The 24,104-nt window shown below is 72.0% G+C and carries 22 protein-coding genes and 1 tRNA gene; 8 read left to right on the top strand and 15 right to left on the bottom strand.

Annotated elements, in window-relative coordinates; translation table 11 throughout:
* Positions 1 to 95 precede the first annotated feature (95 nt).
* Positions 96 to 689, top strand: coding sequence for a histidine phosphatase family protein (locus tag J2N69_RS12750; RefSeq protein WP_230900852.1), 594 nt, complete (start codon positions 96 to 98; stop codon positions 687 to 689).
* 35 nt (positions 690 to 724) lie between these two features.
* On the opposite strand, the gene J2N69_RS12745 is transcribed toward J2N69_RS12750, so the two are convergent.
* The gene (locus J2N69_RS12745) at positions 725 to 2,269 is read right to left on the bottom strand and encodes a twin-arginine translocation signal domain-containing protein (protein WP_230900851.1); all 1,545 of its coding nucleotides are present in this window, start codon (positions 2,267 to 2,269) and stop codon (positions 725 to 727) included.
* A gap of 311 nt (positions 2,270 to 2,580) precedes the next feature.
* On the opposite strand from J2N69_RS12745, the gene J2N69_RS12740 reads away from it, so the two are divergent.
* Positions 2,581 to 3,090, top strand: coding sequence for a hypothetical protein (locus tag J2N69_RS12740; protein WP_230900850.1), 510 nt, complete (start codon positions 2,581 to 2,583; stop codon positions 3,088 to 3,090).
* Between the two features lie 68 nt (positions 3,091 to 3,158).
* Complete coding sequence (locus J2N69_RS12735) at positions 3,159 to 4,022, top strand: spermidine synthase (protein ID WP_230900849.1); 864 nt, start codon at positions 3,159 to 3,161, stop codon at positions 4,020 to 4,022.
* Between the two features lie 15 nt (positions 4,023 to 4,037).
* Here the strand turns inward: J2N69_RS12735 and J2N69_RS12730 are convergent, their stop codons facing one another.
* Positions 4,038 to 4,595, bottom strand: a complete 558-nt coding sequence (locus J2N69_RS12730; RefSeq protein WP_230900848.1) for a hypothetical protein — start codon at positions 4,593 to 4,595, stop codon at positions 4,038 to 4,040.
* 78 nt (positions 4,596 to 4,673) lie between these two features.
* Here J2N69_RS12730 and J2N69_RS12725 point away from each other — a divergent pair, with 78 nt between their 5' ends.
* Complete coding sequence (locus J2N69_RS12725; protein WP_230900847.1) at positions 4,674 to 5,378, top strand: response regulator transcription factor; 705 nt, start codon at positions 4,674 to 4,676, stop codon at positions 5,376 to 5,378.
* Positions 5,375 to 6,742 carry a sensor histidine kinase gene (locus J2N69_RS12720; protein WP_230900846.1) on the top strand — a complete coding sequence of 456 codons (1,368 nt, stop codon included), beginning with the start codon at positions 5,375 to 5,377 and terminating at the stop codon, positions 6,740 to 6,742. Before J2N69_RS12725 ends, J2N69_RS12720 begins: the two co-directional genes overlap by 4 nt.
* Positions 6,743 to 6,847: 105 nt before the next feature.
* Here the strand turns inward: J2N69_RS12720 and J2N69_RS12715 are convergent, their stop codons facing one another.
* From J2N69_RS12715 to J2N69_RS12700, 4 genes are all read right to left on the bottom strand, one after another.
* Positions 6,848 to 8,266 carry a GH1 family beta-glucosidase gene (locus tag J2N69_RS12715; RefSeq protein ID WP_230900845.1) on the bottom strand — a complete coding sequence of 473 codons (1,419 nt, stop codon included), beginning with the start codon at positions 8,264 to 8,266 and terminating at the stop codon, positions 6,848 to 6,850.
* Between the two features lie 98 nt (positions 8,267 to 8,364).
* The gene (locus J2N69_RS12710) at positions 8,365 to 9,237 is read right to left on the bottom strand and encodes a carbohydrate ABC transporter permease (RefSeq protein ID WP_230900844.1); all 873 of its coding nucleotides are present in this window, start codon (positions 9,235 to 9,237) and stop codon (positions 8,365 to 8,367) included.
* Complete coding sequence (locus tag J2N69_RS12705) at positions 9,234 to 10,238, bottom strand: carbohydrate ABC transporter permease (protein ID WP_127911576.1); 1,005 nt, start codon at positions 10,236 to 10,238, stop codon at positions 9,234 to 9,236. The genes J2N69_RS12710 and J2N69_RS12705 overlap by 4 nt, the downstream gene beginning before the upstream one ends.
* Positions 10,239 to 10,243: 5 nt before the next feature.
* Complete coding sequence (locus J2N69_RS12700) at positions 10,244 to 11,557, bottom strand: ABC transporter substrate-binding protein (RefSeq protein WP_230900843.1); 1,314 nt, start codon at positions 11,555 to 11,557, stop codon at positions 10,244 to 10,246.
* A 301-nt stretch (positions 11,558 to 11,858) separates the two neighbouring features.
* On the opposite strand from J2N69_RS12700, the gene J2N69_RS12695 reads away from it, so the two are divergent.
* Positions 11,859 to 12,914: a LacI family DNA-binding transcriptional regulator gene (locus J2N69_RS12695; RefSeq protein ID WP_230900842.1), complete on the top strand. Its 1,056-nt coding sequence runs from the start codon at positions 11,859 to 11,861 to the stop codon at positions 12,912 to 12,914.
* Positions 12,915 to 12,980: 66 nt separating this feature from the next.
* Here the strand turns inward: J2N69_RS12695 and J2N69_RS12690 are convergent.
* From J2N69_RS12690 to J2N69_RS12675, 4 genes are all read right to left on the bottom strand, one after another.
* Positions 12,981 to 13,053, bottom strand: a tRNA-His gene (locus J2N69_RS12690).
* Between the two features lie 133 nt (positions 13,054 to 13,186).
* Positions 13,187 to 13,789: an oligoribonuclease gene (orn, locus tag J2N69_RS12685; protein WP_205034441.1), complete on the bottom strand. Its 603-nt coding sequence runs from the start codon at positions 13,787 to 13,789 to the stop codon at positions 13,187 to 13,189.
* 10 nt (positions 13,790 to 13,799) lie between these two features.
* A complete protein-coding gene (locus tag J2N69_RS12680; protein ID WP_230900841.1) occupies positions 13,800 to 15,029 on the bottom strand; it encodes a GlxA family transcriptional regulator in 1,230 nt (409 codons plus the stop codon).
* Between the two features lie 414 nt (positions 15,030 to 15,443).
* Positions 15,444 to 15,824 (bottom strand): hypothetical protein, encoded by a 381-nt coding sequence (locus tag J2N69_RS12675; protein WP_408056718.1) that lies wholly within the window; start codon positions 15,822 to 15,824, stop codon positions 15,444 to 15,446.
* Positions 15,825 to 16,225: 401 nt separating this feature from the next.
* Between J2N69_RS12675 and J2N69_RS12670 the strand changes: the two genes are divergently transcribed.
* On the top strand, positions 16,226 to 16,750 hold the full coding sequence (locus tag J2N69_RS12670) for a universal stress protein (protein ID WP_127911572.1): 525 nt from the start codon (positions 16,226 to 16,228) through the stop codon (positions 16,748 to 16,750).
* Positions 16,751 to 17,026: 276 nt separating this feature from the next.
* Here J2N69_RS12670 and glmS read toward each other — a convergent pair whose 3' ends face one another.
* The 3 genes from glmS to J2N69_RS12655 form a co-directional block, all read right to left on the bottom strand.
* On the bottom strand, positions 17,027 to 18,844 hold the full coding sequence (glmS, locus tag J2N69_RS12665; protein ID WP_230900840.1) for a glutamine--fructose-6-phosphate transaminase (isomerizing): 1,818 nt from the start codon (positions 18,842 to 18,844) through the stop codon (positions 17,027 to 17,029).
* A 10-nt stretch (positions 18,845 to 18,854) separates the two neighbouring features.
* Complete coding sequence (locus J2N69_RS12660) at positions 18,855 to 19,112, bottom strand: hypothetical protein (RefSeq protein ID WP_230900839.1); 258 nt, start codon at positions 19,110 to 19,112, stop codon at positions 18,855 to 18,857.
* 97 nt (positions 19,113 to 19,209) lie between these two features.
* Positions 19,210 to 20,100 carry a DUF4429 domain-containing protein gene (locus tag J2N69_RS12655; RefSeq protein WP_230900838.1) on the bottom strand — a complete coding sequence of 297 codons (891 nt, stop codon included), beginning with the start codon at positions 20,098 to 20,100 and terminating at the stop codon, positions 19,210 to 19,212.
* 132 nt (positions 20,101 to 20,232) lie between these two features.
* On the opposite strand from J2N69_RS12655, the gene J2N69_RS12650 reads away from it, so the two are divergent.
* Complete coding sequence (locus J2N69_RS12650) at positions 20,233 to 21,843, top strand: beta-N-acetylhexosaminidase (RefSeq protein ID WP_230900837.1); 1,611 nt, start codon at positions 20,233 to 20,235, stop codon at positions 21,841 to 21,843.
* Positions 21,844 to 21,960: 117 nt separating this feature from the next.
* Here J2N69_RS12650 and J2N69_RS12645 read toward each other — a convergent pair whose 3' ends face one another.
* Together J2N69_RS12645 and J2N69_RS12640 are read right to left on the bottom strand one after the other, a co-directional pair.
* Positions 21,961 to 22,566: a GNAT family N-acetyltransferase gene (locus J2N69_RS12645; protein ID WP_269075605.1), complete on the bottom strand. Its 606-nt coding sequence runs from the start codon at positions 22,564 to 22,566 to the stop codon at positions 21,961 to 21,963.
* A complete protein-coding gene (locus J2N69_RS12640) occupies positions 22,550 to 23,941 on the bottom strand; it encodes a pyridoxal phosphate-dependent decarboxylase family protein (protein WP_230900836.1) in 1,392 nt (463 codons plus the stop codon). Before J2N69_RS12640 ends, J2N69_RS12645 begins: the two co-directional genes overlap by 17 nt.
* Positions 23,942 to 24,104: the final 163 nt, after the last annotated feature.

Here is a 24,104-nt window from a genome sequence, read left to right as displayed (position 1 = left end):
GGTGGGCGATGATGGAGGGGCGGGCGCCCCCTGCCCGCACAGAGCAGCGAGACAGCGGCGCGGAAGCCGCTGAGAGCAACGTGAAGAGGTCCCCCATGGCACCCCGCATCCTGCTGGCCCGGCACGGACAGACGGAATGGTCACTGTCCGGGAAACACACCGGCAGGACGGACATCCCGCTCCTCGAAGAGGGGCGCCGCGGCGCGAAACTCCTGGGCGAGCGCCTGCACCGCGCGCCCTACGACGGCCTGCCGGACGTCGAGGTGCGCACGAGCCCGCTCTCCCGCGCGCGGGAGACCTGCGAGATCGCCGGCTTCGGGGACCGCGCCCGCCCGTGGGACACGCTCATGGAGTTCGACTACGGCGACTACGACGGCATGACCCCGGCCGACATCCAGGCGGTCCGCCCCGGCTGGCTCATCTGGCGCGACGGCGTCCCCGGCGGCGAGACGCTGGCCCAGGTGTCCGCCCGCGCGGACGAGGTGGTGGAGTGGGCCAGGAGCGCCGACCGCGACGTGCTGGTCTTCGCGCACGGCCACATCCTGCGGGTCATCGGCGCGCGCTGGCTCGGCCTCGACATCGGCTTCGCGGCCCGCATCCGCCTCAACCCGACATCCCTCTCGGTCCTCGGCTGGGCCTACGGGGAGCCCGCCATCGAGTCGTGGAACGAGACGGGCCACCTGGCCTGACCGGCCCCGCCCATACGTACGCCTGTGATGTACGGCTACACGGCCCGCGCCAGCGGCAGCGCGGCGTGCCGCTCCAGGAAGCCGGCCACCCCGGAGGCCCTGCGGTGCGGAAGGAGCACCCGCGCGGTCGTCGCGAGCATCGACTGGATGCGGGAGGACTGCACCTCGTCGAGGAGCGCGAGCACCCGCAGGCCCGCCGTCGCCGCCTCGTCGGGGCAGCCCGCGCGGGCCAGGTCGTCGGCCAGCTCGGCGGTGTACAGCGCGATGTTCCGGGTGAACTGCGGGGTCTGCGCCGAGGCCGTGGCCGCCGCGCGCCGCGCGTGCCGGGCCGCCCGCTCCCACTCGCCGAGCGCCGACCAGCACTGCGCCTCCAGGCCCGCCAGCTCGGCCGGGCCGTAGAAGCTCATCCACTCCGGGTCGGCGTCCGAGGGGCCGCGGTCGAAGAGGGCGTGCGCGCGGGCCAGCGACTGCTCGCACCCCGCGCGGTCGCCGAGCCCCGCCCAACCGCCGGCCTCGCGCAGCGCGAGGAGCGAGAGCAGCCGGTGCGAGCCGCCGGGCCGCGCGGCGCTGGTACCCGCCTGCGCCGCGCGCACGGCCTCCCGGGGGCGCCCGGCGTCGCGCGCGAGGAAGGCGGTGTTGCAGAAGGCGTGCGCCTCCAGGGCGCTGTCACCGGAGACCCGGGCCGTGGCGAGCGCCTCGGCGTAGTGCGAGCGGGCGTCGTCGAAGCGGCCCGAGTCGTGCGCCAGCCAGCCCACGGAGATGGCCAGTTCACCGGCGCCCGCGTGCAGCCGCTCCGAGGCGGACTGCCGGGTGGTGCCCGCGTCGAGCAGGGCGTAGGCGGTGCGCAGCGGGGCGGCTGCACGCCGGTAGAGACCGTCGGCGCCGTGCCGGTCGTCGAGCAGCCTGATCTTGCGCACGGCCTCCTCGACCGCGCCGATCTCGGCCTCGCCGATCCTGCGGCCGCGCCGGGCGGCGGCCTCGGCCGGCCCGCTCAGGGCGAGGCCGATGGGCCCCAGGGACGCGGTGGCCACGGTGGCGGTGGAGCCGGTCATGAACGCGCGACGTTGCACGTCGCTCTCCTCGTGAGTCTGGATCGCGTACGGATCGCAGGCGCGGGGGTCGGACCCGGACGGATGGGACTCGTACAACTGGATCGTGGTGTGCGGGGTCTTCGTGGTGCTCGTGGTGGTGCTGGTGCTGGTGCTGGTGCTGGTGCTGGTGGTGGTGCCAGTGGTGCTTCGGGTGCTCCGTGGGGTGCCGGGCCCGTGCGGCGCCCCGGTGCCGGCGCGCGCCCCCCTGCCGCGGACCTGCGCGCGGGGCGCGAACCCCAGGTCGGCCAGGGTCCGGCCGGGGAACATGTGCAGGAACACCCGCTCGTAGGCGTAGTTGGGGCAACGGATCTCGCCCGCCTCCACGCGTCCGACGTAGCGCGCGTCGCAGCTGACACGCTCGCCGATCTCGCGCGCGGCCCGCCGGACCGCCGCGGCGAACTCACCCGGTGAGCGCTGTCCGCGCAGCTGCCGGAAGGCAAGGTTCGGTCGCCGGGACTGAGTTGACGATGCCATCGATGACGACGCCATGGCCGGACCCTCTCGTGCGGAGCGTGCCGGACCGCGCACACGCTGGCGCACTGGAGGCGGCACCCGCGCACGGGATTCTCGCGGGGCTGCCCCCTGTTCCGGCGGAGCACGAACGTACCGGCTGTGACGCGTTCGACACGCAGGGTTTGGCTACAAACCGGATATCTCACCCGCGATCTGCCATGAACTGCCATCCTTTGCGGCGGCGTGCCGCAGTGCCTGTTGACGCCGACTCGCGTTGAACCATGCGGAGTGGGAGACCAGAACAACTCCCGCACTCGCGCGGAGGGGTCCCCCTGTTGGAGATCGGCATGCAGAACAGCGACTCCCGTACGGACAGCGGCGCGTCCTCGGCCTCACGGACGACGGCGCGGCACCGGCCCACCCAGGACGGCAGCGCGCCACCGCACGACGCGGACCCCTGTGACGACGAGTGCTGCGACCTGGTCACCGTCCCGGCCCGGCAGGGGCTCGAAGCGGTCGACATCCTGCGGCGCGGCGCGGGCGAGACCATCGGGCCCGTCCTGCACGACGGGAGCTGCGACACCCTCGGCTTCCTGGTCCCGCCGGGCACCGCCGACGGCTGGGACCTGCCGGGCAGCGCCTGCACGCAGACCTCCGGGCACGGCATGCGGCTGACCGCGGAGACCGGGGCCGGGGAACCGGACGCCGGGCCCGCCGTCCCCGAGCCGCCGGTCGCGGGCACCGGCTGGCTGCTGCCGCCGAGCGGCGCCACCGACCCCGTCACCGACCCCGCCGTCCTGCGCGCCGCGCTCGGCCAGGCGGCCCGCACCATCGAGGCCGCCGACAACTGCCGCTGACCGCTCCCGCCGCCCCGCCCCCGCACCGCCGCCGGGCCCCTCCGTCCGCGTACGCCGATAATGGTCTGATGGCGAGGAACAGGCGAGCCCGGGAAGCGGTGTCCGAGGCCGTCGTCGAGAAGGTGGACGGCGGGCTCGCCGAACTCATGCCGGACCGGGACCGGCCGCGGGCCTGGACGCTGCTCCTGGACGGCGCCCCGCAGTCCCATGTGGACCTCGACGACCCCACGTACCTCGACTTCGAGTACCAGCGCAGGATCGGCCACATCGCCGACCTCGTCGCGCCCCCGGGCAAGCCGATACGCGCGGTGCACCTCGGCGGCGGCGCCTTCACCCTCGCCCGGTACATAGCCGCGACCCGTCCCCGCTCCACCCAGCAGATCGTCGAGCGCGACACCGCGCTCATCCAGCTCGTCCGGCGCGAGCTGCCGCTCGACCCGCAGGCCCGGGTCCGGGTGCGCGGCACCGACGCCCGCGAAGGCCTCGCGAAGATCGCCGACGGCTGGGCGGACCTCGTCATCACCGATGTCTTCAGCGGCGCCCGCACCCCCGCGCACCTCACCAGCACCGAGTTCCTCGCCGAGATACGCCGGGTCCTGGCGCCCGGCGGGTACTACGCCGCCAACCTCGCCGACGGGCCGCCGCTGGCGCATCTGCGCGGCCAGCTCGCCACCGCCGCCGCGCTCTTCCCCGAACTCGCGCTCGTCGCCGATCCCGCCGTGCTGCGCGGCAAGCGGTTCGGCAACGCCGTGCTCCTCGGCTGCGACGCGGCACTGCCCGTCGCCGAGCTGACCCGGCGCAGCGCGAGCGACCCGCACCCCGCCAGGGTCGAACACGGGCGCGGGCTGCGGGACTTCAGCGGCGGAGCCGCCGCCGTGACGGACGCCCGCGCGGTCGCCTCACCGGCGCCGCCGCCCTCCGTCTTCAGGTGACGTGTCGATTCCGGTTCAGTACGTGTTGATCTCGACGCGGGGCGCGGTGTCGTGCCAGGCGCAGAAGACCGTCAGCCTGTCCGTGCCCGAGGCGAACTCCACGCGTATCCACGTGTCCTGCTTCCACGTCTGCACCGACCAGCCCGCCGCGGGGGTCGCCGAGACCAGGCTCGCGGAGTGCGCGCCGAGGTCGAGGACGACCCGGCCGCCCTTGGTGCTGTAGCTCTTCACCCTTCCGGCTCCCGTTCCCGGACCGATGGGCGAAGGCGCGTCATTCCGCATCGCTTTGGTGCGGGTTCTGCCGGGCTCGGGGGACTTCGGGGCTCGCGGGGCGGTTTCCGTGGGCTTGCGGGACGGCGGTGACTTCTCGGCCGGTGGCGGGGCGGGGCGGTGCGTCGAGGACGACAGCGCCTCCGCGCGGTCCGAGCCGGCGCCGTCGGCCGCCGGCGGGAGGGCGCGCGGCGGGTCGTAGGCGGTGCCCGTCAGGACCGTGTGGACGCCCCACCACGACAGCGTGACCGCCGCGCCCGTGGCGAGCGACCATGCGATTGCGTGTACGAGTCCTCTGCGCATCGCGGGCCATCCTGCACCACGGGGCGCGGTGTTGTCCCGCGAGGACCGCGTTCCTCCATATGGCGTACGGTGCCGCCCATGGCAAGTGTGCTCGTCGTCGAGGACGACCAGTTCGTGCGCTCCGCCCTCATCCGGCATCTGACCGACGCCTCGCACACCGTGCGCAGCGTCGGCACGGCCCTGGAGGCGCTGCGGGAGGTCGCCCATTTCCGCTTCGACGTGGTGATCCTCGATCTCGGCCTGCCCGACCTCGACGGATCGGAGGCGCTGAAGATGCTGCGCGGCATCACGGACGTGCCCGTGATCATCGCCACCGCGCGGGACGACGAGGCGGAGGTCGTACGGCTCCTCAACGCCGGCGCCGACGACTACCTCACCAAGCCCTTCTCGGTCGAACACCTGTCGGCGCGGATGGCGGCCGTGCTGCGCCGCGCCCGCGGCACGGCCGGCGAGGCGCCGTCGAGCGACGTCCTGCGGGTCGGCGGGCTCCGCATCGACCCGCTGCGCCGCCGGGCCGAGCTGGACGGGGCGCGGCTCGACCTGACCCGCCGCGAGTTCGACCTGCTCGCCTTCCTCGCCGGGCGGCCCGGCGTCGTCGTCCCGCGCAGGGAACTCCTCGCCGAGGTGTGGCAGCAGAGCTACGGCGACGACCAGACCATCGACGTACACCTGTCCTGGCTGCGGCGGAAGCTGGGCGAGACCGCCGCGCGGCCCCGCTATCTGCACACCCTGCGCGGCGTCGGCGTGAAGCTGGAGCCGCCCGCGGCGGACTCGCCGCCGTGAGGTGGGCCCTCGTCAAGGTCTGCCTGGCCGTCACGACGATGGTCGTGGTGGCCTTCGCGGTACCCCTCGGCCTTGTCGTCAAGGAGATGGCCAGGGACCGCGCCCTCTCGAACGCGGAGCGGCACGCCGCGGGCATGGGCCCCACGCTCTCCATCACCACCGACCGCGAGGAGCTGACCCGGGCCGTCGCCACGTCCGAGGCGGGCGGTGAGGGGCGGATGGCCGTCCACGTACCGGCCGTCGGCGGCGCCCCCGCCTTCGAGGTCGGTGACCCGCGGGCCGACGCGCGGGCCGTCGCGGCCACCCGTGAGGAGGGCCGGGCCAGGACCACCGGGGTGCCCGGCGGCTTCGTGGTCCTCCAGCCGACCGCGCTCAGCTCCGGGACGGCGGTCGTGGAGATCTACGTCCCCGAGGCCGAGGTCAGCAAGGGCGTGACCACGGCGTGGCTGGTCCTCGCCGGGGTCGGCGTCGCGCTCGTCATCGGCTCGGTGGCGGTCGCGGACCGGCTCGGCGTACGCATGGTCCAGCCGGCGAAGCGGCTGGTGGGGGCCGCGCACGACCTCGGGGAGGGGAAGCTGGGGGCGCGGGTGCCGGAGGAGGGGCCGACCGAACTGCGGCTGGCGGCGGTGGCGTTCAACTCCATGGCGGACCAGGTGGTGCAGCTCCTCGCCAACGAGCGGGAGCTGGCGGCGGACCTCTCGCACCGCCTGCGGACCCCGCTGACCGTGCTGCGGCTGAACGCGGCCTCGCTCGGCGACGGCCCCGCGGCCGAGCAGACGCGGACGGCCGTGGAGACGCTGGAGCGCGAGGTCGACACGATCATCCGCACGGCGCGGGAGGCCAAGCCGCGGACCGGCACGGCGGCCGGTGCCGGGGCGGGGTGTGACGCCGCCGAGGTGATCCGGGAGCGGATGGCCTTCTGGTCGGCGCTGGCGGAGGACGAGGGGCGCGAGGCGCGCGTCGCCGGGGTGGAGCGGCCCGTGCGTATCCCGGTGGCCCGGGGCGAACTGGTCGCCGCGGTCGACGCGTTGCTGGGCAATGTCTTCCGGCACACGCCCGAGGGCACGGCGTTTGCGGTGGACGTGCACAGCGCTGAGGACGCGGTGATCGTCCTGGTCTCCGACGCGGGGCCGGGGATCGCCGACCCCGAGGCGGCGCTCGCGCGGGGCGCGGGTTCGGGGGCGGACGGCTCCACGGGCCTCGGCCTGGACATCGTGCGCCGGCTGGCGGAGGCGACGGGTGGTGACGTGCGGGTCGGCTGCTCGGTGCTCGGCGGGGCGGAGGTGCGGGTGTGGATTCAGCGGGGAGGCGGCGGCCGTAGGGGTGTGGTGGGGCGGCGGCGGAGGCATCGGGGGCGCCCCTGACGGGGCTGCGGTGGGCGCCCCGTCAGGGGCGCGGGGAACTGCGCGACGAGCCCCCACCAGCCCGCAGCCGCACAGACCACCCCCGTCACCCCACCGCCCCCCACCTCAGTCCAGCGCCGGCTCCCTCGGCAGCACACCCGCCTCGGCGACCGTCGCGTACCAGTGCGCGCTGGACTTCGGGATGCGGGCCTGCGTCTCGTAGTCGACGTACACCGCCCCGAACCGCTTGCTGTAGCCGTACGCCCATTCGAAGTTGTCCAGGAGCGACCAGAGGTAGTAGCCGCGGACGTCGGCGCCGTCGGTGAGGGCGCGGCGGACGGCGGCCAGGTGGCCGTGGAGGTAGGCGATGCGCTCCGGGTCGTGCACGCGGCCGTCCGGGTCGGGCTTGTCGTCGCAGGCCGCGCCGTTCTCCGTGATGTACAGCGGCAGCCCCGGCGCCTCTCGCGTGTACCGCATGATCAGCTCGTGCAGCCCCGTAGGGTCGATGGTCCAGCCCATCGCGGTGCGCTCGCCCGGCGTCTGGTGGAAGGCCACGTCCTCGGCCGCGGGCCAGGGGGAGTGGTCGCTCGCCCCGTGCCCGTCGGCGCTCGAACTGCCGCCCTCGGGAGCGGCCGACACCAGCGCGGGCGTGTAGTAGTTGAGCCCCAGCGCGTCCAGCGGCTGGTGGATGGCGGCCAGGTCGCCGTCCCGGACACAGGACCAGTCGGTGACCCGCGCGGTGTCCGCCAGCAGGTCGGCCGGGTAGGCGCCGTGCAGCATCGGGCCGTGGAAGACGCCGTTGGCGAGGTTGTCGATGCGCCGCCGGGCGTCCAGGTCCTGCGGGGCGTCGGAGACCGCCCTGACCACCGCCGAGTTGAGGCTCACCGCGATGCGGGAGCGGGCGGGCAGGGCGGCGCGCAGCGCCTGGGTGCCGAGGCCGTGCGCGAGGTTGAGGTGGTGCGCGGCCTGGAGGGCGGCCGCGGGGTCGGTGCGGCCGGGGGCGTGCACGCCGGAGCCGTAACCGAGGAAGGCGCTGCACCACGGTTCGTTGAGCGTGATCCAGGACTCGACGCGGTCGCCCAGCGCCTCGGCGACGAAGCCCGCGTACTCGGCGAAGCGGTACGCCGTCTCGCGCGCCGGCCAGCCGCCCGCGTCCTCCAGTTCCTGCGGCAGGTCCCAGTGGTAGAGCGTCACGGCGGGCGCGATGCCCTTGGCCAGCAGCTCGTCGACCAGGCGCCGGTAGAAGTCAAGGCCGCGCTGGACGGCGGGGCCGCGCCCGGTGGGCTGCACCCGCGACCAGGAGACGGAGAACCGGTAGGCGGTCAGGCCCAGCTCCGCCATGAGCGCCACGTCGTCGCGGTAGCGGTGGTAGTGCTCGACGGCGACGTCACCGGTGTCACCGCCGACCGTGCGCCCCGGCGTATGGCTGAAGGTGTCCCAGATGGAGGGGGTACGGCCGTCCTCGCGCACGGCGCCCTCGATCTGGTACGCGGAGGTGGCGGCGCCCCAGAGGAAACCGGCGGGGAAGGCGAGGGATTCGGACATGGAAGCGCTCCCACGGAAGAGAGGAAAGGGGTACGAGGAGGAAGGCGAAGGGGAGGTGAGGGCGGGGAAGCCCGGGAGCCCGGAGGCTCCCGGGGAGTTCAGCCCTTGACCGCGCCCTGCATGATGCCGCTCACGATCTGCTTGCCGAACAGGAGGAACGCGAGCAGCAGCGGCAGCGTGCCGAGCAGCGCGCCCGCCATGATCACCGCCCGGTCCGGGATGTAGCCCGTACCGAGGGAGTTGAGCGCCACCTGGACGGTGGGGTTCGACTGGTTGAGCGCGATGATCGGCCACAGGAAGTCGTTCCAGGCCATGACGAACGTCAGCAGGCCCAGCACGGCCATCGCGGGCCGCGCCGCCGGGAACACCACGTGCCAGATGACGCGCAGGCTGCTCGCCCCGTCCATCCGCGCCGCCTCGATCAGCTCGCTCGGCAGCGCCTGCAGCAGGTACTGCCGCATGAAGAAGACACCGAAGGCGCTCACGAACGTCGGCAGGATCACCGCCTGGAGCTGGTTGGTCCACTGGAGGTCGGCGACCCACAGATACAGGGGTACGACGCTCAGCTGCGGCGGCACCATCATCGTGCCGATGGTGAGCAGAAGCAGCGCCCCACTGAACCGGAACTTCAGCTTGGCGAAGGCGAATCCGGCGATCGTGGAGAACAGCACCGTGCCGACGGTGATGCTGCCCGCCACGATCGTGGTGTTGAGCATCGCGTCGCCGAGGCTCGCCTCGGTCCAGGCCCGTTCGAGGTTCTTGAAGAGGTTGCCGCCGAACCACAGGGGCGGCGGCGTCTGCGCGAGCCGCCCGCTGGTGCGCGAGGCGGCGACCGCCGTCCAGATCAGCGGGGCCAGCGAGACGGCGGTGAAGACCGCGAGGACGAGGTAGGTCAGCGGCCCCGCGTGCATCGTGCGGCCGGCCTTCAGGCCCATGGGGCGGGACGTCCGGCCCGGGGTGCGGGACTTCATCGGTCCTTCCTCAGGCGTCGGGCGATCAGCAGGTTGACCGCGGCGATGAGCAGCAGGAGTACGAGCATCAGCCAGGCGACGGCCGACGCCCGGCCCAGGTGGCCGTTGATCCACCCCTGGTCGTACAGATACAGCCCCAGCGTCTGGAACTGGTGGTCCGCGCCGCCCTTGGACCCGGCCGTGCCGCCGAACAGCAGCGGCTCACCGAAGAGCTGGGTCGCGCCGATGGTCGAGACGACCACCGTGAACAGGATCGTCGGCCGCAGCATCGGGATCGTCACGTGCCGGAACTGCTGCCAGCGCGAGGCGCCGTCCAGCGAGGCCGACTCGTACAGGTCGTGCGGCACGGCCTGCATCGCCGCCAGGTAGATCAGCGCGTTGTACCCGGTCCACCGCCAGATGACGATCGACGACACGGCGAACTGCGAACCCCACGACGATTCACGCCAGTTGACGGGGTCGATGCCCACCGACCCGATCAGCCAGTTGACCATCCCGCCGTCCCACGCGAAGAGCAGGGTGAAGACCAGCGAGGCGCTCGCCACGGAGGTGGCGTACGGCGCGAGCATCGCCACCCGCCACAGCGTGGAGCCGCGCAGCTTGTAGTTGAGCAGGTGCGCGATGCCGAGCGCCATGGCCAGCTGGGGCACGGTGGAGATGACGCCGATGGTGAAGGTGTTGCCGAGCGCGTTCCAGAAGTAGTCGCTCTGGAGGAGGTTGGTGTAGTTCTCCAGGCCCAGCCAGGTGCTGTCGTCGAGGTTGGTCAGCTCCAGGCGGTGCAGCGAGGCCCACCCGGTGTAGAGGAGCGGGAAGAGGCCGAAGGCTCCGAAGAAGAGGAAGAAGGGCGCGACGAAGAGGTACGGCGACGCCTTGATGTCCCAGCGGTACAGGCGGCTGCGCCACGAGGACGTGGGGGAGGCCTGGCGGCTCCCGGACGCGGCCGGGGCCGCGTCCCCCTTGCCGGGGGACGCGGTCTCGGCGTACTCAGCGGTCTCGGACATGGGCGTCACTGTCCCAGAACATCCTTGATCTCCTTCTGGGCGGCGCTCCAGCCCTCCTCCGGGGACTTGCCCTGCTGCTCCACCTGGAGCACACCGATGTCCGTGATGGACTGGCCGATCTGGGCGTCCTTGATGCCGTACACGGCGGCGGGGGTGTTCTTCGCGATGCCGGCGAAGATCTCCGTGATGGGGGCGTCACTGAAGTACGCCTTGGTCGCCGGGGACGGCTTCAGCGTGTCGTAGACCGACGGGGTGGATGGGAAGCTCGCCTGCTTGGCGAAGACCTTCGCGAGCTGCTCGGGCCGCGTCAGCCACACGGCCAGCTCGGTCGCCTCCTTCTTGTGCTTGCCCGCGCTCGGCACGCCGAGGAACGTGCCGCCCCAGTTGCCGTCCGTCGGGGCCTTGGCCATGTCCCACTTGCCCTTGCCGCCGGGGCCCGTCTTCTCCTGGATGTAACCGGCCATCCAGGCGGGGCAGGCCACGGTGGCGAACTTGCCGTTGGCGAAGCCCTGGTCCCACGTCGGGTCGAACTGCTTGAGCTTGGCGGACATGTCGCCCCGGGCGACCTTCATCGCCGCGTCCCAGGCGTCCTTGCGGCCCTGGCTCTTCTCGTAGATCTCCTCGCCGCTCTTGTCGTAGTACCGCTCGGTGGCGCCCGCGAAGACGGCGTTGTAGACGCTGGAGGCGGAGTCGACGAACTTGGTGCCGTCCGGCGCCTTCTTCATGTACTTCTCGCCCATCGCGACGTACTTGTCCCAGTCGCCCGCCCACTCCTTCGCGAGCTTCTCGCGGTCGGTGGGCAGCCCGGCCTTCGCGAAGAGGTCCTTGCGGTAGCAGAGCGCGGTCGGGCCGATGTCGACGCCGAGGCCGATGGTCCTGCCGTCCTCGGTGGTGGCCTGCTTCCACTTCCAGTCGAGGTACGTCGACTTCTGTACGCCCTCGGCCTTGCCCAGGTCCTCGAACTTGGCGCCCTGGGTCTGGACCACCTCGGTGATGTTGCTGACCTCTATGGCCGCGACGTCGTTGACCCCGGCGCCCGACTGGAGCTGGGTGAGGAGCTTCGGGTAGTAGGCGTCGTTCCGCTCGATGACGTTCTCTTTGATCCGGATGTTCGGATGGGCCTTCTCGTACTCCTCGTACAGGCCTGCCTGCTTGAGGCCCAGCACGCCGAACGTGCCCACATTGAGCGTGATCTTGCCGTCGCCGTCCGCTGAGCCGCTGTCGTCATCGCTCGAACAAGCGGCCAGCAGGCTCGTGGCCAGCGCGGTCACGGCCGCGTAGGTCACGATGCCGCGGGTCCGGCGGGAACTGCTGCGCATGACGTCCTCCTGTTGCTGACGTGCCGACCCCCCGGCCAACTGCACTGCTGGGCCCGTTGGTTCACTCTGCGGCTCGGGCGGGGAACGTGCGGGATGTGTACGTCCAGAGTAGTGTGGGAGCGCTCCCACAGGTGATGTGTCGAAGACTTGTGGCTGGGGGCTGGGGTGTCAAGGGACCCGGCAGAGAGTCCTGTCCTCGGTTATCGGGCTGTTACGGGACGCCCGGCGTTCCCGGCCGGGCGCCCGGAAAAGATCAGGCTGTTACATTCCTGGCCGGGGGACGGGTGACGGGAGGCGGACAATGGCAGGTCACGCAGCGCGCGGCCGCGGCGGCGGACGGCCGACTCTGGAGGAGGTCGCCGCGCGGGCGGGAGTGGGCCGCGGGACGGTCTCCCGCGTGATCAACGGCTCGCCGCGGGTCAGCGCGGCCACCCGGACGGCCGTCGAGGCCGCCGTGGCGGAACTGGGCTACGTGCCCAACACCGCGGCCCGCGCCCTGGCCGCCAACCGCACGGACGCCGTCGCCCTGGTCGTGCCCGAGCCCGAGACCCGGTTCTTCGCCGAGCCGTACTTCTCCGACGTGCTGCGCGGGGTGGGCGCCCAGCTCGGCGAGACCGAGATGCAGCTTCTGCTGATCTTCGCGGGCAACGACCAGCGGCGCCAGCGCCTGGCCCAGTACCTCGCGGCCCACCGCGTCGACGGCGTGCTGCTGGTCTCCGTGCACGCCGACGACCCGCTGCCGGAGCTGCTGAGCCAGCTGGAGATCCCGGCGGTGATCAGCGGCCGCCGCTCCGCCGACGAGGCGCTGCCCTCCGTCGACTCCGACAACTTCGCCGGGGCGTGCTCGGCGGTGGAGCACCTGCTGGCCCGCGGCCGCACCTCCATAGCCACCATCACCGGCCGCCTCGACGTGTACGGGGCCCAGCGCCGCCTGGACGGCTACCGCGCGGCCCTGCGGGAGGCCGGCCGCCCGGTCGACGAGCGGCTGATCGTGCAGGGCGACTTCACGGAGGAGGGCGGCCGCCGCGCGATGCGGGAGCTGCTGGCGGCCTGCCCCGGGCTGGACGCGGTCTTCGCTGGCTCCGACGTGATGGCGGCGGGCGCCCGGCAGGCGCTGCGGGAGGCGGGGCGCCGGATACCCGAGGACGTGGCGCTGGTCGGCTTCGACGACTCGGCGATCGCCCGCCACATGGACCCGCCGCTCACCAGCGTCCGGCAGCCGATCGAGGAGATGGGCCGGGCCATGATCGACCTGCTCCTCGCGGAGATCGCCGACGACCGCCCGGTGGCCGCGCGCCGCCTGGAGCGACGCCAGCTGGTGCTCCCGACGGAACTGGTGGAGCGGGACTCGTCCTGACGGCCCGTCGGTGCCCGGGTACGCGGAAAGGGCCCCGGTTCTCTCGAACCGGGGCCCTTCCTTCAGGGTGAGTGACGGGACTTGAACCCGCGGCCACCTGGACCACAACCAGGTGCTCTACCAACTGAGCTACACCCACCATGTCCGGTCGTCTGTCGTTCTTCCGACCGGCCGAGAAAAAGTGTACAGGGTCCGAAGGGGTGCTCGCGCACACCTTTTCCCGGACCCCGTACAGACCCCGTACAGAGCCGTACGGGGAGGGTCCGCGCAGGCTACTCCGCGGCCAGCACGTGCTTGGCCGCGATCGACTTCGCGGTGTCCGAGTCCGGTCCGGGCTGCGGGACGAAGATCGCCTCGCGGTAGTAGCGCAGCTCGGCGATGGACTCGCGGATGTCGGCGAGCGCGCGGTGGTTGCCGTTCTTGTCCGGGCTGTTGAAGTACGCCCGGGGGTACCAGCGCCGGGCCAGCTCCTTGATGGAGGAGACGTCGACGATCCGGTAGTGGAGGTACTCCTCCAGCGTCGCCATGTCCCGCAGCAGGAAGCCGCGGTCGGTGCCGACCGAGTTTCCGCACAGCGGAGCCTTCCGCGGCTCCTTGACGTGCTCACGTACGTACGCCAGGACCTGCTCCTCGGCGTCGGCCAGCGTGGTGCCGCCGGCCAGCTCGTCGAGGAGCCCCGAGGCGGTGTGCATCGCGCGCACCACCTCGGGCATGGTCTCCAGCGCCGCGTCCGGCGGGCGGATCACGATGTCCACACCTTCGCCGAGCACGTTCAGTTCCGAGTCGGTGACCAGTGCGGCCACCTCGATAAGTGCGTCATCCGTCAACGAGAGCCCGGTCATCTCGCAGTCGATCCACACCATGCGATCGTTCATGCGTCCAACCCTACGGCGCACTCCTCTGACCGGGCACGGGAGGACGGCCCGGCGCGTACACGTCCGAGTGCGGCTTGCCGGGCTCGGCGGACAGGGAGGCCGTCGGGCCGAACGCGCCCGCGGCCGCCGTGCGCCGGGTCTGGGTCGGCACCGGACCCGCTTCCACCAGGGTGGGCACGGTCTGCGCGGAGGCCGGGGCGGAATCCGGCGAGCGCTCGCCCTGCGGCCTGCGGGCGCGGTAGGCGGCCCGGTAGGCGGCGGGGGAGGAGCCCAGCTGGCGCCGGAAGTGGCCCCGCAGCGCGACCGGCGAGCGGAAGCCGCAGCGGCCCGCGACCTCGTCGACGGAGTAGTCGGAGGTCTCGAGCAGCCGCTGTGCCTGGAGCACCCGCTGGGTGATCAGCCACTGCAGGGGAGCGCTCCCGGTCAGGGAGCGGAACCTGCGGTCGAAGGTCCGCCTGCTCATATAGGCGCGCGCGGCCAGCGTCTCCACGTCGAACTGCTCGTGGAGGTGCTCAAGGGCCCAGGCGACGACCTCGGCGAGCGGGTCGGCGCCGATCTCCTCGGGTAAAGACCTGTCGAGGTAGCGCTCCTGACCGCCGGCGCGGCGCGGCGGCACCACGAGCCTGCGGGCGAGGGCGCCGGCCGCCTCATTGCCGTGGTCCGTGCGCACGATGTGCAGACAGAGATCGATTCCGGCCGCGGTGCCGGCGCTCGTCAGGACGTCCCCGTCGTCGACGAACAGCTCGCGCGGGTCCACGTGGACGGACGGGTAGCGCTTCGCGAGCGTCGGCGCGTACATCCAGTGGGTGGTCGCGGGCCGGCCGTCGAGCAGTCCCGCGGCGGCGAGGACGAACGCGCCGGTGCAGAGCCCGACGATGCGGGCGCCTTCCTCGTGCGCGCGGCGCAGTGCGTCCAGCGCCTCCGGCGGCGGTGGCGAGGTGATCGACCGCCAGGCGGGTACGACGACCGTGCCCGCCCTGCCGATCGCCTCCAGGCCGTGCGGCGCGGTGAGTTCGAGACCGCCGGTGGTCCGCAGCGGTCCGTCCTCGCCGGCGCACACCAGCAGCCGGTAGCGGGGGACACCGGCGTCCTGCCGGTCGATGCCGAAGACGGAGAGCGGTATGGAACTCTCGAAAATGGGACCACCGCTGAAGAGCAGCACCGATACGATCTCCCGGCGGCGGCGCCCGGAGAGCTTGCGAGCCGTGGTCTCCGGCGTGGCAGTGGAGTCGTGACTCATGGTGCTAAACCCCCCTCGGGCGTAGCGGCTCCCTGTTCCTGACCTGCTTGACGTTTTTTACGTGCTTGCTGGGCCTGTCGCTGCTGCACGTTTCCCCTCGGTCCTCCACCAGTCCCCCGCCGTAATACAGTCAAGATCGAATCTACTGTGTCCCGTGCTGCCGGGGTGACCAGTTCAGCACCCGGCAGATTGTCGACATGGCAACTTGGCGTGAAGCATTCGATCACGAAGCGTTGCACTCGTGGGCCCGACAGGGAAGTGTGCCTCTGCTCCGTGGCCGGTCCCCGTAGGGTGCGCAGGCCCTTGGCGCACCTTTCAGTCCTGGTGGGACCGGGGTGGAGGGCGTGTTCGGCCAAGGAAAGCGCGTCCCCCGGAAGTTGGCTGAAAACCTACGGGAGTGTGTGTGCGAATCGGTCAGTCGACCGGTGTGCTCTCTGAGCCGTACCGCACGCCCCGGTGCGCCCCTGTGCCCGTCCTGCTGTGCCGTCCGCGGTGCCCGCCGCTCTGCTCCGCGAGCTGCCGCGCGGCGCCCCGCTCGGACTGCCGCAGCAGCACCCGGCAGACCCCGGTGACGGCCGCCAGGCCCAGTGCCGCGCCGCCCGCCCCCGCCAGGGAGGTCCCGTACCCCACAAGGACGACCGGAACCAGGACGCAGCTGAACGCCGCCCAGCGGACCACGTCCCCCACCGAGTCCTGCGCGGGCGTCCGCCGGGGGCCCCGGGCGCGGGCCGCGGAGGCGGCGCGGCGCTTGCGGCCGGGCGGGGACGAGGGGGACAGGGCCGGGGGACCAGGCACGGAGTGCTCCTGTGAGGGGTGGCGTACCGGAGTTCAACGCGCGGCCGGGCGGCCGGTCACTGGCGGGCGGCAGGGTGGCACCGGACGGGTGCGCAAACCGCCTGTAGGAGGCAGCAACCATTGCCATACGGGCGAGGCTCATGCATGCTCCGGTGAACGCCGGGAGGCCCTGTGCACAGCCCGGCGCGGGCCCGCACGGGCTCCCCGCAGGCTCTGGGCAGAGGAGGAGTGTCGCCGTACCCTTGGGGGTATGGGGTTGGGAAGATGATTCCCGGACTAGATTCCCGGACCCGATTCCGGGCTTCGCGCTCCTGAATCGCCTGAACTGCCCGAACCGCCTGAACTGCCGCACCATCTGAACAGCAGACCCTCCCACAGAGGACTCCTTCGCCGAGACACCCATGGCCGGTCACGAATTCTTCGAACCCGCGGACCGCAAGCGGCAGGTCGCCGATCCGACAGCGACCCCCCGAGCGGCGGAAGAACCACGTCATGCCTGCGATCCGGCCTTCCGGCACGGTGTCGTCGTCGGCTTCGACGGCTCGACCTCCAGTGAACGCGCCCTCGCCTATGCCATCGGCATGGCCCACCGCTCGGGATCGGGCCTGATCATCGTCCATGTCGCCAACCGGCTGCCCACCACCGTGTGGGCGGGCTGCGAGCCGCCGGTCTTCGTCGACGTGCCCGATCACCGCACCGAGGTCCTGGGCCTTGAGCTGGCCTGCGCGGACTATCTGGCCGAGGTGCCCTGGATTCTCGTCGAGCGCGGCGGCGACATCTGCCACGAGCTGGAGGAGGTCGGCCGCGAGTACAGCGCGGACGCGATCGTCGTCGGCTCCACGCAGGGCATCGTCGGGCGCATCTTCGGCTCCGTCGCGGGGCGGCTGGCGCGACGCGCGCAGCGTCCCGTCGTCGTCATCCCCTGACGCTCCGCACGTCCCCTGCGTACCAGGCCAAGTCCCCTGCTTACCAGACTCGTTGAGCGATAAATCTACTGGCGCGTAGAGGTGGTTCGCGCCCTCGGGGCGGGTACATACAGGTCGCCGGCATACCGCCCTGTCGGCCCGGAGGGTGACGGCCGCCGGATGCCGAGGGCGCGGGCCGGGGCAATGGGCGACCCCGGCTCCTTGAGGGACGACCCCCTGCGCGCCGGTGGCACGCGCAGGGGGTCGTTCACATGCGGTTCGTGCAGGGGAGTGGCCCTACTCGACGGTGACCGACTTCGCGAGGTTGCGCGGCTTGTCGATGTCCCGGCCCAGCGCCAACGCCGTGTGGTAGGCGAGGAGTTGGAGCGGGATGCCCATCAGGATCGGGTCCAGCTCGTTCTCGTTCTTCGGAACGATGATCGTCTGGTCGGCCTTCTCCTGCTCCTGGTGCGCGACCGCGAGGATCTTGCCGCTGCGGGCCTTGATCTCCTCCAGGGCGGCGCGGTTCTTCTCCAGCAGGTCGTCGTCCGGCACGATCGCGACGGTCGGCAGGGCCGGCTCGATGAGGGCGAGCGGGCCGTGCTTCAGCTCGGAGGCGGGGTAGGCCTCGGCGTGGATGTACGAGACCTCCTTGAGCTTGAGCGAGGCCTCGCGGGCGACGGGGTAGCCGCGGACCCGGCCGATGAAGAGCATCGAGCGGGCGTCGGCGTAGCTCTTGGCGATCTTCTTGATCTCGTCCTCCTGCTTGAGGATCTCCGAGATCTGGCCGGGCAGCTTGCGCAGGCCCTCGATGATCCGCTTGCCGTCGGAGACCGACAGGTCGCGGATGCGGCCGAGGTGCAGGGCGAGCAGGCCGAAGGCGACGGTGGTGTTGGTGAAGCACTTGGTGGAGACCACGCAGACCTCCGGGCCCGCGTGGACGTACACGCCCGCGTCCGCCTCCCGGGCGATCGCCGAGCCGACGACGTTGACCACGCCCAGGACGCGGGCGCCCTTGCGCTTCAGCTCCTGGACGGCGGCCAGCACGTCGTACGTCTCACCGGACTGGGAGACCGCGATGTAGAGGGTGTCGGGGTCCACGACCGCGTTGCGGTAGCGGAACTCGGACGCCGGCTCCGCGTCGGCGGGGATGCGGGCCAGCTCCTCGATCATCTGGGCGCCGATCATGCCCGCGTGGTACGAGGTGCCGCAGCCGAGGATCTTGACGCGGCGCACCTTGCGGGCGTCGTGCGCGTCGAGGTTGAGGCCGCCGAGGTGCACGGTGGAGAAGCGGTCGTCGATGCGGCCGCGCAGCACGCGGTCCACCGCGTCGGGCTGCTCGAAGATCTCCTTGTGCATGTACGTGTCGTGGCCGCCCATGTCGTACGACTCGGCCTCCCACTCCACGGTGGTCGGCGAGGCGGTCGTGCGCGAGCCCTCGGTGGTGTACGTGCGGTAGTCGTCGGCCTTGATGGTGGCCATCTCGCCGTCGTCGAGGGTGACGACCTGGCGGGTGTGGGAGACGAGCGCGGCGACGTCCGAGGCGACGAACATCTCCTTCTCGCCGATGCCGAGGACGACCGGGGAGCCGTTGCGGGCGACGACGATGCGGTCGTTGAAGTCGGCGTGCAGGACGGCGATGCCGTACGTGCCCTCGATGTGGCGCAGCGCCTCGCGCACCTTCTCTTCCAGGGTGTCCGCCTGGGAGCGGGCGATGAGGTGGGTGAGGACCTCGGTGTCCGTCTCGGAGAGGAACTCGACGCCGTCGGCGGTCAGCTTGGCGCGCAGCTCCGAGGCGTTGTCGATGATGCCGTTGTGGACGACGGCGACCTTCTCGTCCTGGGAGAGGTGCGGGTGGGCGTTCTCGTCGGAGGGGGCGCCGTGGGTGGCCCAGCGGGTGTGGGCGATGCCGGTGGTGCCCTTGAAGCGGGCGGGGAGCCTGGCCTCCAGGTCTCGGACGCGGCCCTTGGCCTTCACGGTCTTCAGGCCCGTGGCCTTGGGAGCGGTGACCGCGATGCCCGCCGAGTCGTAGCCGCGGTACTCCAGGCGCTGGAGGCCTTCGAGGAGCAGCGGGGCGACGTCACGCTTGCCGATATAACCGACGATTCCACACATAGAGGGTGTCCTAGCCGTAGATGATGCGGCGCAGCTGCCGGAGGCTCAGCTCCGGCGGCGCGACCGCGCGGTATGCCAGGTCCGCCGAGATCTGTTCGAAGATCGCCGCATTCAGCAGGCCCTGACCCTGCAGCTCGCGGTGGCGGCGACGGACGAAGTCTTCTGTCGTCTCGTCGAAGTAGGCCAGCACGTCCTGGATGACCCGCAGGGCTTCGCCCCGCTGGAGCGGGGTGCTGCGGGTGAGGTGGTCCACCAGGTCGTCGTGCACTCGATGATCCTGGGGGATCTTCGCCTCTTTCGCAAGAATCCTGCCCGGAATCGGGCAGGGACGTGCCGAATGGGCGCGCGATACCGCCCCGCCTGGCCTACATGCGGCGCAGGACCGCCTGCTTCGCCGCGGTGAACTCCTCCTCCGTCAGGACCCCCGCCCGGTGGAGCTCGCCCAGCTCGCGCAGGCGGCGCAGCAGGGTGTCGTGGTCCTCGGCCGAGGGTGCCGGGGCCGTCGCCTGTGGGGCGGCGGGCGGCGCGTCCTCCGCGGCCGCCGGGACGGAGGGCGCCGCGGGGTGCGGCAGGCGGGCCTGGACCGCGGCGGCGACCAGGGCCATCAGCGGGTCCTTCTTGAAGCCCCACAGCTCCACCGCGTTCGGGTCGTACTTCGGCGGGGCCTTGGTCGGGGCGTTGCGCACGGTGAAACGGAGGTGGCCGTTCTCCAGGCCGACCGCCGGCTGCCACTCCACCGCCGTGATGTCCGCGAGCGCCAGAGACCTCGTGCCGGACGCCGACTTCGCCTCCTCCGTCTTCCAGTTCCACTCCAGGCGGACGCGCTCCCCGTCGAAGCTCGCGGTGCCGTCCCCGGCCGAGACGGACAGCGGCACGGGCGGGCCGGGCAGGAGGTAGGCCGTGCAGGGGGCAGCCGGAACCTGTTCGATCAGCAGGGCGCCCCGCACCTCGTCGACCAGGTACTCCGCCACGCCGTACCGGTCGGGCTCCACGAGCAGCTGATACGGGTCGCCGGAGTCCGTCAGCTTGCCGCCCGTCGCCTGGAGCAGCGGGTCGGCGCCGTCGCGCAGCCGCAGCCGCAGGCGGCCCGACTTCTTCCCGTGCTCGAAGGCGATGCCCGCCAACGCCTCCAGCGGCAGGGCCAGTTCGCCGAGCGTCTTGCGGAGCAAGGAGACGCTCTTGTCGTGGCCGGGCACCAGCCGCAGCGTCTGTCCGTCGAAGGTCCAGGTCCCGTCGCGCTGGATGATTTCCGCCATGCGGGGATTCTCGCACCGCCCCCCGGGGGAGGTGGTCCACACCCCCTTGACCCCCCGTGAGGGCCGGGTTACCAATGGGAACCGTTCGAACGGTCCGCACCACAGCTGCGCCCCCGTCGAAGGGACCCGCTTGTGAGAACGCACCACAGGACATCACGGCTGCTCGGCTCACTGCTGCTCGTGGCGGCCGCCGGCATCTCCTCCCTCGCCGCCGCTCCCGCCCCCGCGGCGAAGCCGAAGCCCGCGGTCACCCCGCTCGGCCAGATCGTGCCCGCGCCCCTGTCGGCCGAGCCGGGCGGCGCCGGATACGAGATCACCGCCAGGACCCGCATCCGCGTCGACCGGCCCGAGGAGCGGCGCGTCGGCGAGTACCTCGCCCAGGTGCTGCGCCCCTCCACCGGCTACAAGCTCCCGGTCGTCACCGGCGCGGGCGGCGACGGCATCCGGCTGCGGCTCAGCGCCGAACCGGCGAACAAGGTCCTCGGCAACGAGGGCTACCGGGTCATCTCCACCCGCGGCTCCCTCACCATCACCTCCTGGTCGGACGCCGGGCTCTTCCACGGTGTCCAGACGGTGCGTCAGCAACTGCCCGCCGTCGTCGAGAAGACGAGCAGGCAGCGCGGCCCGTGGCGGATCGCGGGCGGCACCATCAAGGACATGCCGCGCTACACCTACCGCTCCACGATGCTCGACGTCTCGCGGCACTTCTTCACCGTCGAGCAGGTCAAGCGCTACATCGACCAGGCGGCGCTCTACAAGATGAACAAGCTGCACCTGCACCTGAGCGACGACCAGGGCTGGCGCATCGCCATCGACTCCTGGCCGCGCCTGGCCACGTACGGCGGTTCCACACAGGTCGGCGGCGGCAAGGGCGGCTATTACACGAAGGCGCAGTACAAGGAGATCGTCGCGTACGCCGCCTCGCGGCACCTGGACGTCATCCCCGAGATCGACATGCCGGGGCACACCAACGCGGCCCTCGCCTCGTACGCCGAGCTGAACTGCGACGGCGTCGCCCCGCCCCTCTACACCGGCACCGCCGTCGGCTTCAGCTCGCTGTGCGTCAAGAAGGACGTCACGTACGACTTCGTGGACGACGTGATCCGCGAGCTGGCCGCCCTGACACCCGGTGAGTACCTCCACATCGGCGGTGACGAGGCGCACTCCACCAGCCACGAGGACTTCGTCGCCTTCATGGACAAGGTGCAGCCCATCGTCGCCAAGTACGGCAAGAAGGTGATGGGCTGGCACCAGCTGACCGGCGCCAGGCCCGCCGAGGGTGCCGTCGCCCAGTACTGGGGATACGACAGGACCGGCGCCGCCGAGCGCGAGCAGGTCGTGAACGCCGCGAAGAACGGCACCAAGCTGGTCCTCTCCCCGGCCGACCGCTCCTACCTCGACATGAAGTACACCAAGGACACCCCGCTCGGCCTGACCTGGGCCGGTCTGGTCGAGGTGCAGCGCTCGTACGACTGGGACCCGGCCACGTATCTGAAGGGGGCGCCCGCCGACGCGGTCCTGGGCGTCGAGGCACCGCTGTGGACGGAGACCCTCTCGACCTCCGCGCACCTGGACCACATGGCGTTCCCGCGCCTGCCCGGGATCGCCGAACTCGGCTGGTCGCCCGCGGCCACACACGACTGGGAGAAGTACAAGGTGCGGCTCGCCGCGCAGGCCCCGCGCTGGGACGCGCTCGGCTTCGGCTACTACAAGTCGCCGCAGGTGCCCTGGCCCGCAACATGACATGACGACACACACGGCGTACGAGGATGGGGCTCGGAAGGACCGTCTTCCGAGCCCCATCGGCTTGACGCGATCGGGTTCCTCGGCGTCCCGAGGCGTCCCGACCGGCTCCGTTGGTCAGACGCGCGACGGTACCGCTGCCCCGCTGCGGTGGAGTGCCGTCTCGCCGAGGCCCTGGAAGAAGCGCTCCCGGGTGCAGAAGCTCAGCAGGGCTTCCTTCTCCGGCTTCTGGATGACGGTCTCGGCGCGGAACCCGACGGACGCGTTGCGGGCGAGCACCGCAGTGTCCCGCACGGCGGGGGCGACGACGACCCGCCCGGTCGCCGGGTCGGCGAACAGCTCGCGCAGCACCGCGCTGAGCACCCCGCGGGTGAAGCCGGGGACGCGCACCTCGGGCGGGGCAGTGAAGAAGTGCATGCCGACGTCGCCGGGGAGCGGTTCGTAGAGGCCGGCCAACTCCACGTACGCGGGGTCGTACCGCTCCATCAGGAAACACGGCACGCCCAGGTACCGGCCGAGGTACGCCTCCTGGTGGTCGGAGGCGGCGATCGCCATGTACGCGCGCTCGACGTCGGTCAGCGTGGCGCCCCGCATCTGCCGGCACGCGGCCCTGGGGTGCGTCATCCAGCCGTGCACCAGTTCGGCGTCGGTCAGGGGGTCGAGCGGGCGGAGCGTGAAGTCGTACGCCACGGAGGGCCGGTGGGGGTCAGCAGGCGCGGTCAAGGGTCTCTCCTCCCAGGTACCGCTCGGCGTGGCCGGCGATCAGATCGAGGACAGCCGTGATGTCGGCGGTGGTGGTCTCGGGGTTGAGCAGGGTGAACCGCAGGTACTGGCGGTCGCCCACCTTGGTGCCGGCCACCACGGCGTCACCGGAGGCGAACAGGGCCTTGCGGGCGTAGAGGTTGGCGCGGTCGATCGCGAAGGGGGCGCAGATCGCGGTGGGGATGTAGCGGAAGACGAGCGTGGAGAGCTGCGGCTCGGCCACGACGTCGAAGCGGGGGTCGGCGGCGAGCACGCGCCAGCCCTTCGTGGCCGTGTCGCAGACCTCGTCGAAGAGGTCGCCGATGGCGTCCGCGCCCATCACGCGCAGCGTCATCCACAGCTTCAGGGCGTCGAGGCGCCGGGTGGTTCCGGGGGACTCGCCGGCCTGGTCGGGGAGGCGCCCGCGCACCCTGCCGCGGACCAGGACGGCCGAGGAACTCACCGGCTGGAAGAAGGACTTGTCGTAGTCCACGGTGACGGAGTCGGCGCGCTCGATGCCGTCGAGGAGGTGCCGGTTCCTGCGGGAGGCGAGCAGCCCGCAGCCGTACGCCGCGTCGACGTGCAGCCAGGTGCGGTACCGCGCGCACAGCTCGGCGATCTCGGGCAGCGGGTCGATGGAGCCGAAGTCGGTGGTGCCGGCGGTGGCGACGACCGCCATGGGGGAGCGGTCGTCGCGGCGGCAGCGCTCCAGCTCACGGGCGAGGGCCACGGTCTGCATGCGCTTGTTCCGGTCGGTGGGGATCACCACCACGGCGTCCTCGCCGAGGCCGAGCAGCCGGGCGGCCTGCCGGACGCCCACGTGACCGGCCTCGGAGGCGAAGACGCGCAGGCGGGCGGGGTCCTGCTCCTTGGTCTCCTCGCGGGCGAGCAGCAGGGCGTGGAGGTGGGACTGGGCGCCGCCGCCGGTGAACACCCCCTCGGCGGCCGGGCCGAGGCCCAGGCGCTCGCAGGTCCAGTCGATGAGGCGGCGCTCGATGAGGGTGCCGCCCGCGGACTGGGTTCGGGTGCCGAGCGAGGAGCTGACGGCGGAGACGACCGCTTCGGCGAGGACGGCGGGGATGGCGACCGGGCAGTTGAGGTGGGCGAGGTGGCGGGGGTGGTGGAAGGGGATCGCGTCGCGCTGGTACAGCTCGTCCAGTTCGTCGAGCGCGGCGATGGTGTCGTGCAGGGGCGCGTCCAGGTCGACGGCCTCGACGCGGCGGGCGAGTTCAGCGGCCGTGACGCCGGTGGACGGGCGGGGTGTGGTGGCGAGTCGGGCGGCCACCCGCTCGACTCCTTCGGTCACGGAGCTGCGGTACCGCTCCGCGGTGGTGTCACTGAGCAGGTGCGAGCGCATGGACTGTCCTCCCGAGGTGCAACTTAGGTAAGCCTAACTTAACTTCTACCGTCCGGGGTCCCTCGGGAGAAGGGCTCCCGGGAAAAGGGGTCCCGGGGAAAGGGGCCCTTCGGGAAAAGCAGAACCGCCCCCTCCGCGAACGGAGGGGGCGGGCGGTGAGGCT

It is taken from the genome of Streptomyces huasconensis (assembly GCF_021028635.1).
In the GTDB taxonomy this organism is placed as follows: domain Bacteria; phylum Actinomycetota; class Actinomycetes; order Streptomycetales; family Streptomycetaceae; genus Streptomyces; species Streptomyces huasconensis.
This window is presented reverse-complemented; position numbering and strand designations above follow the sequence as displayed.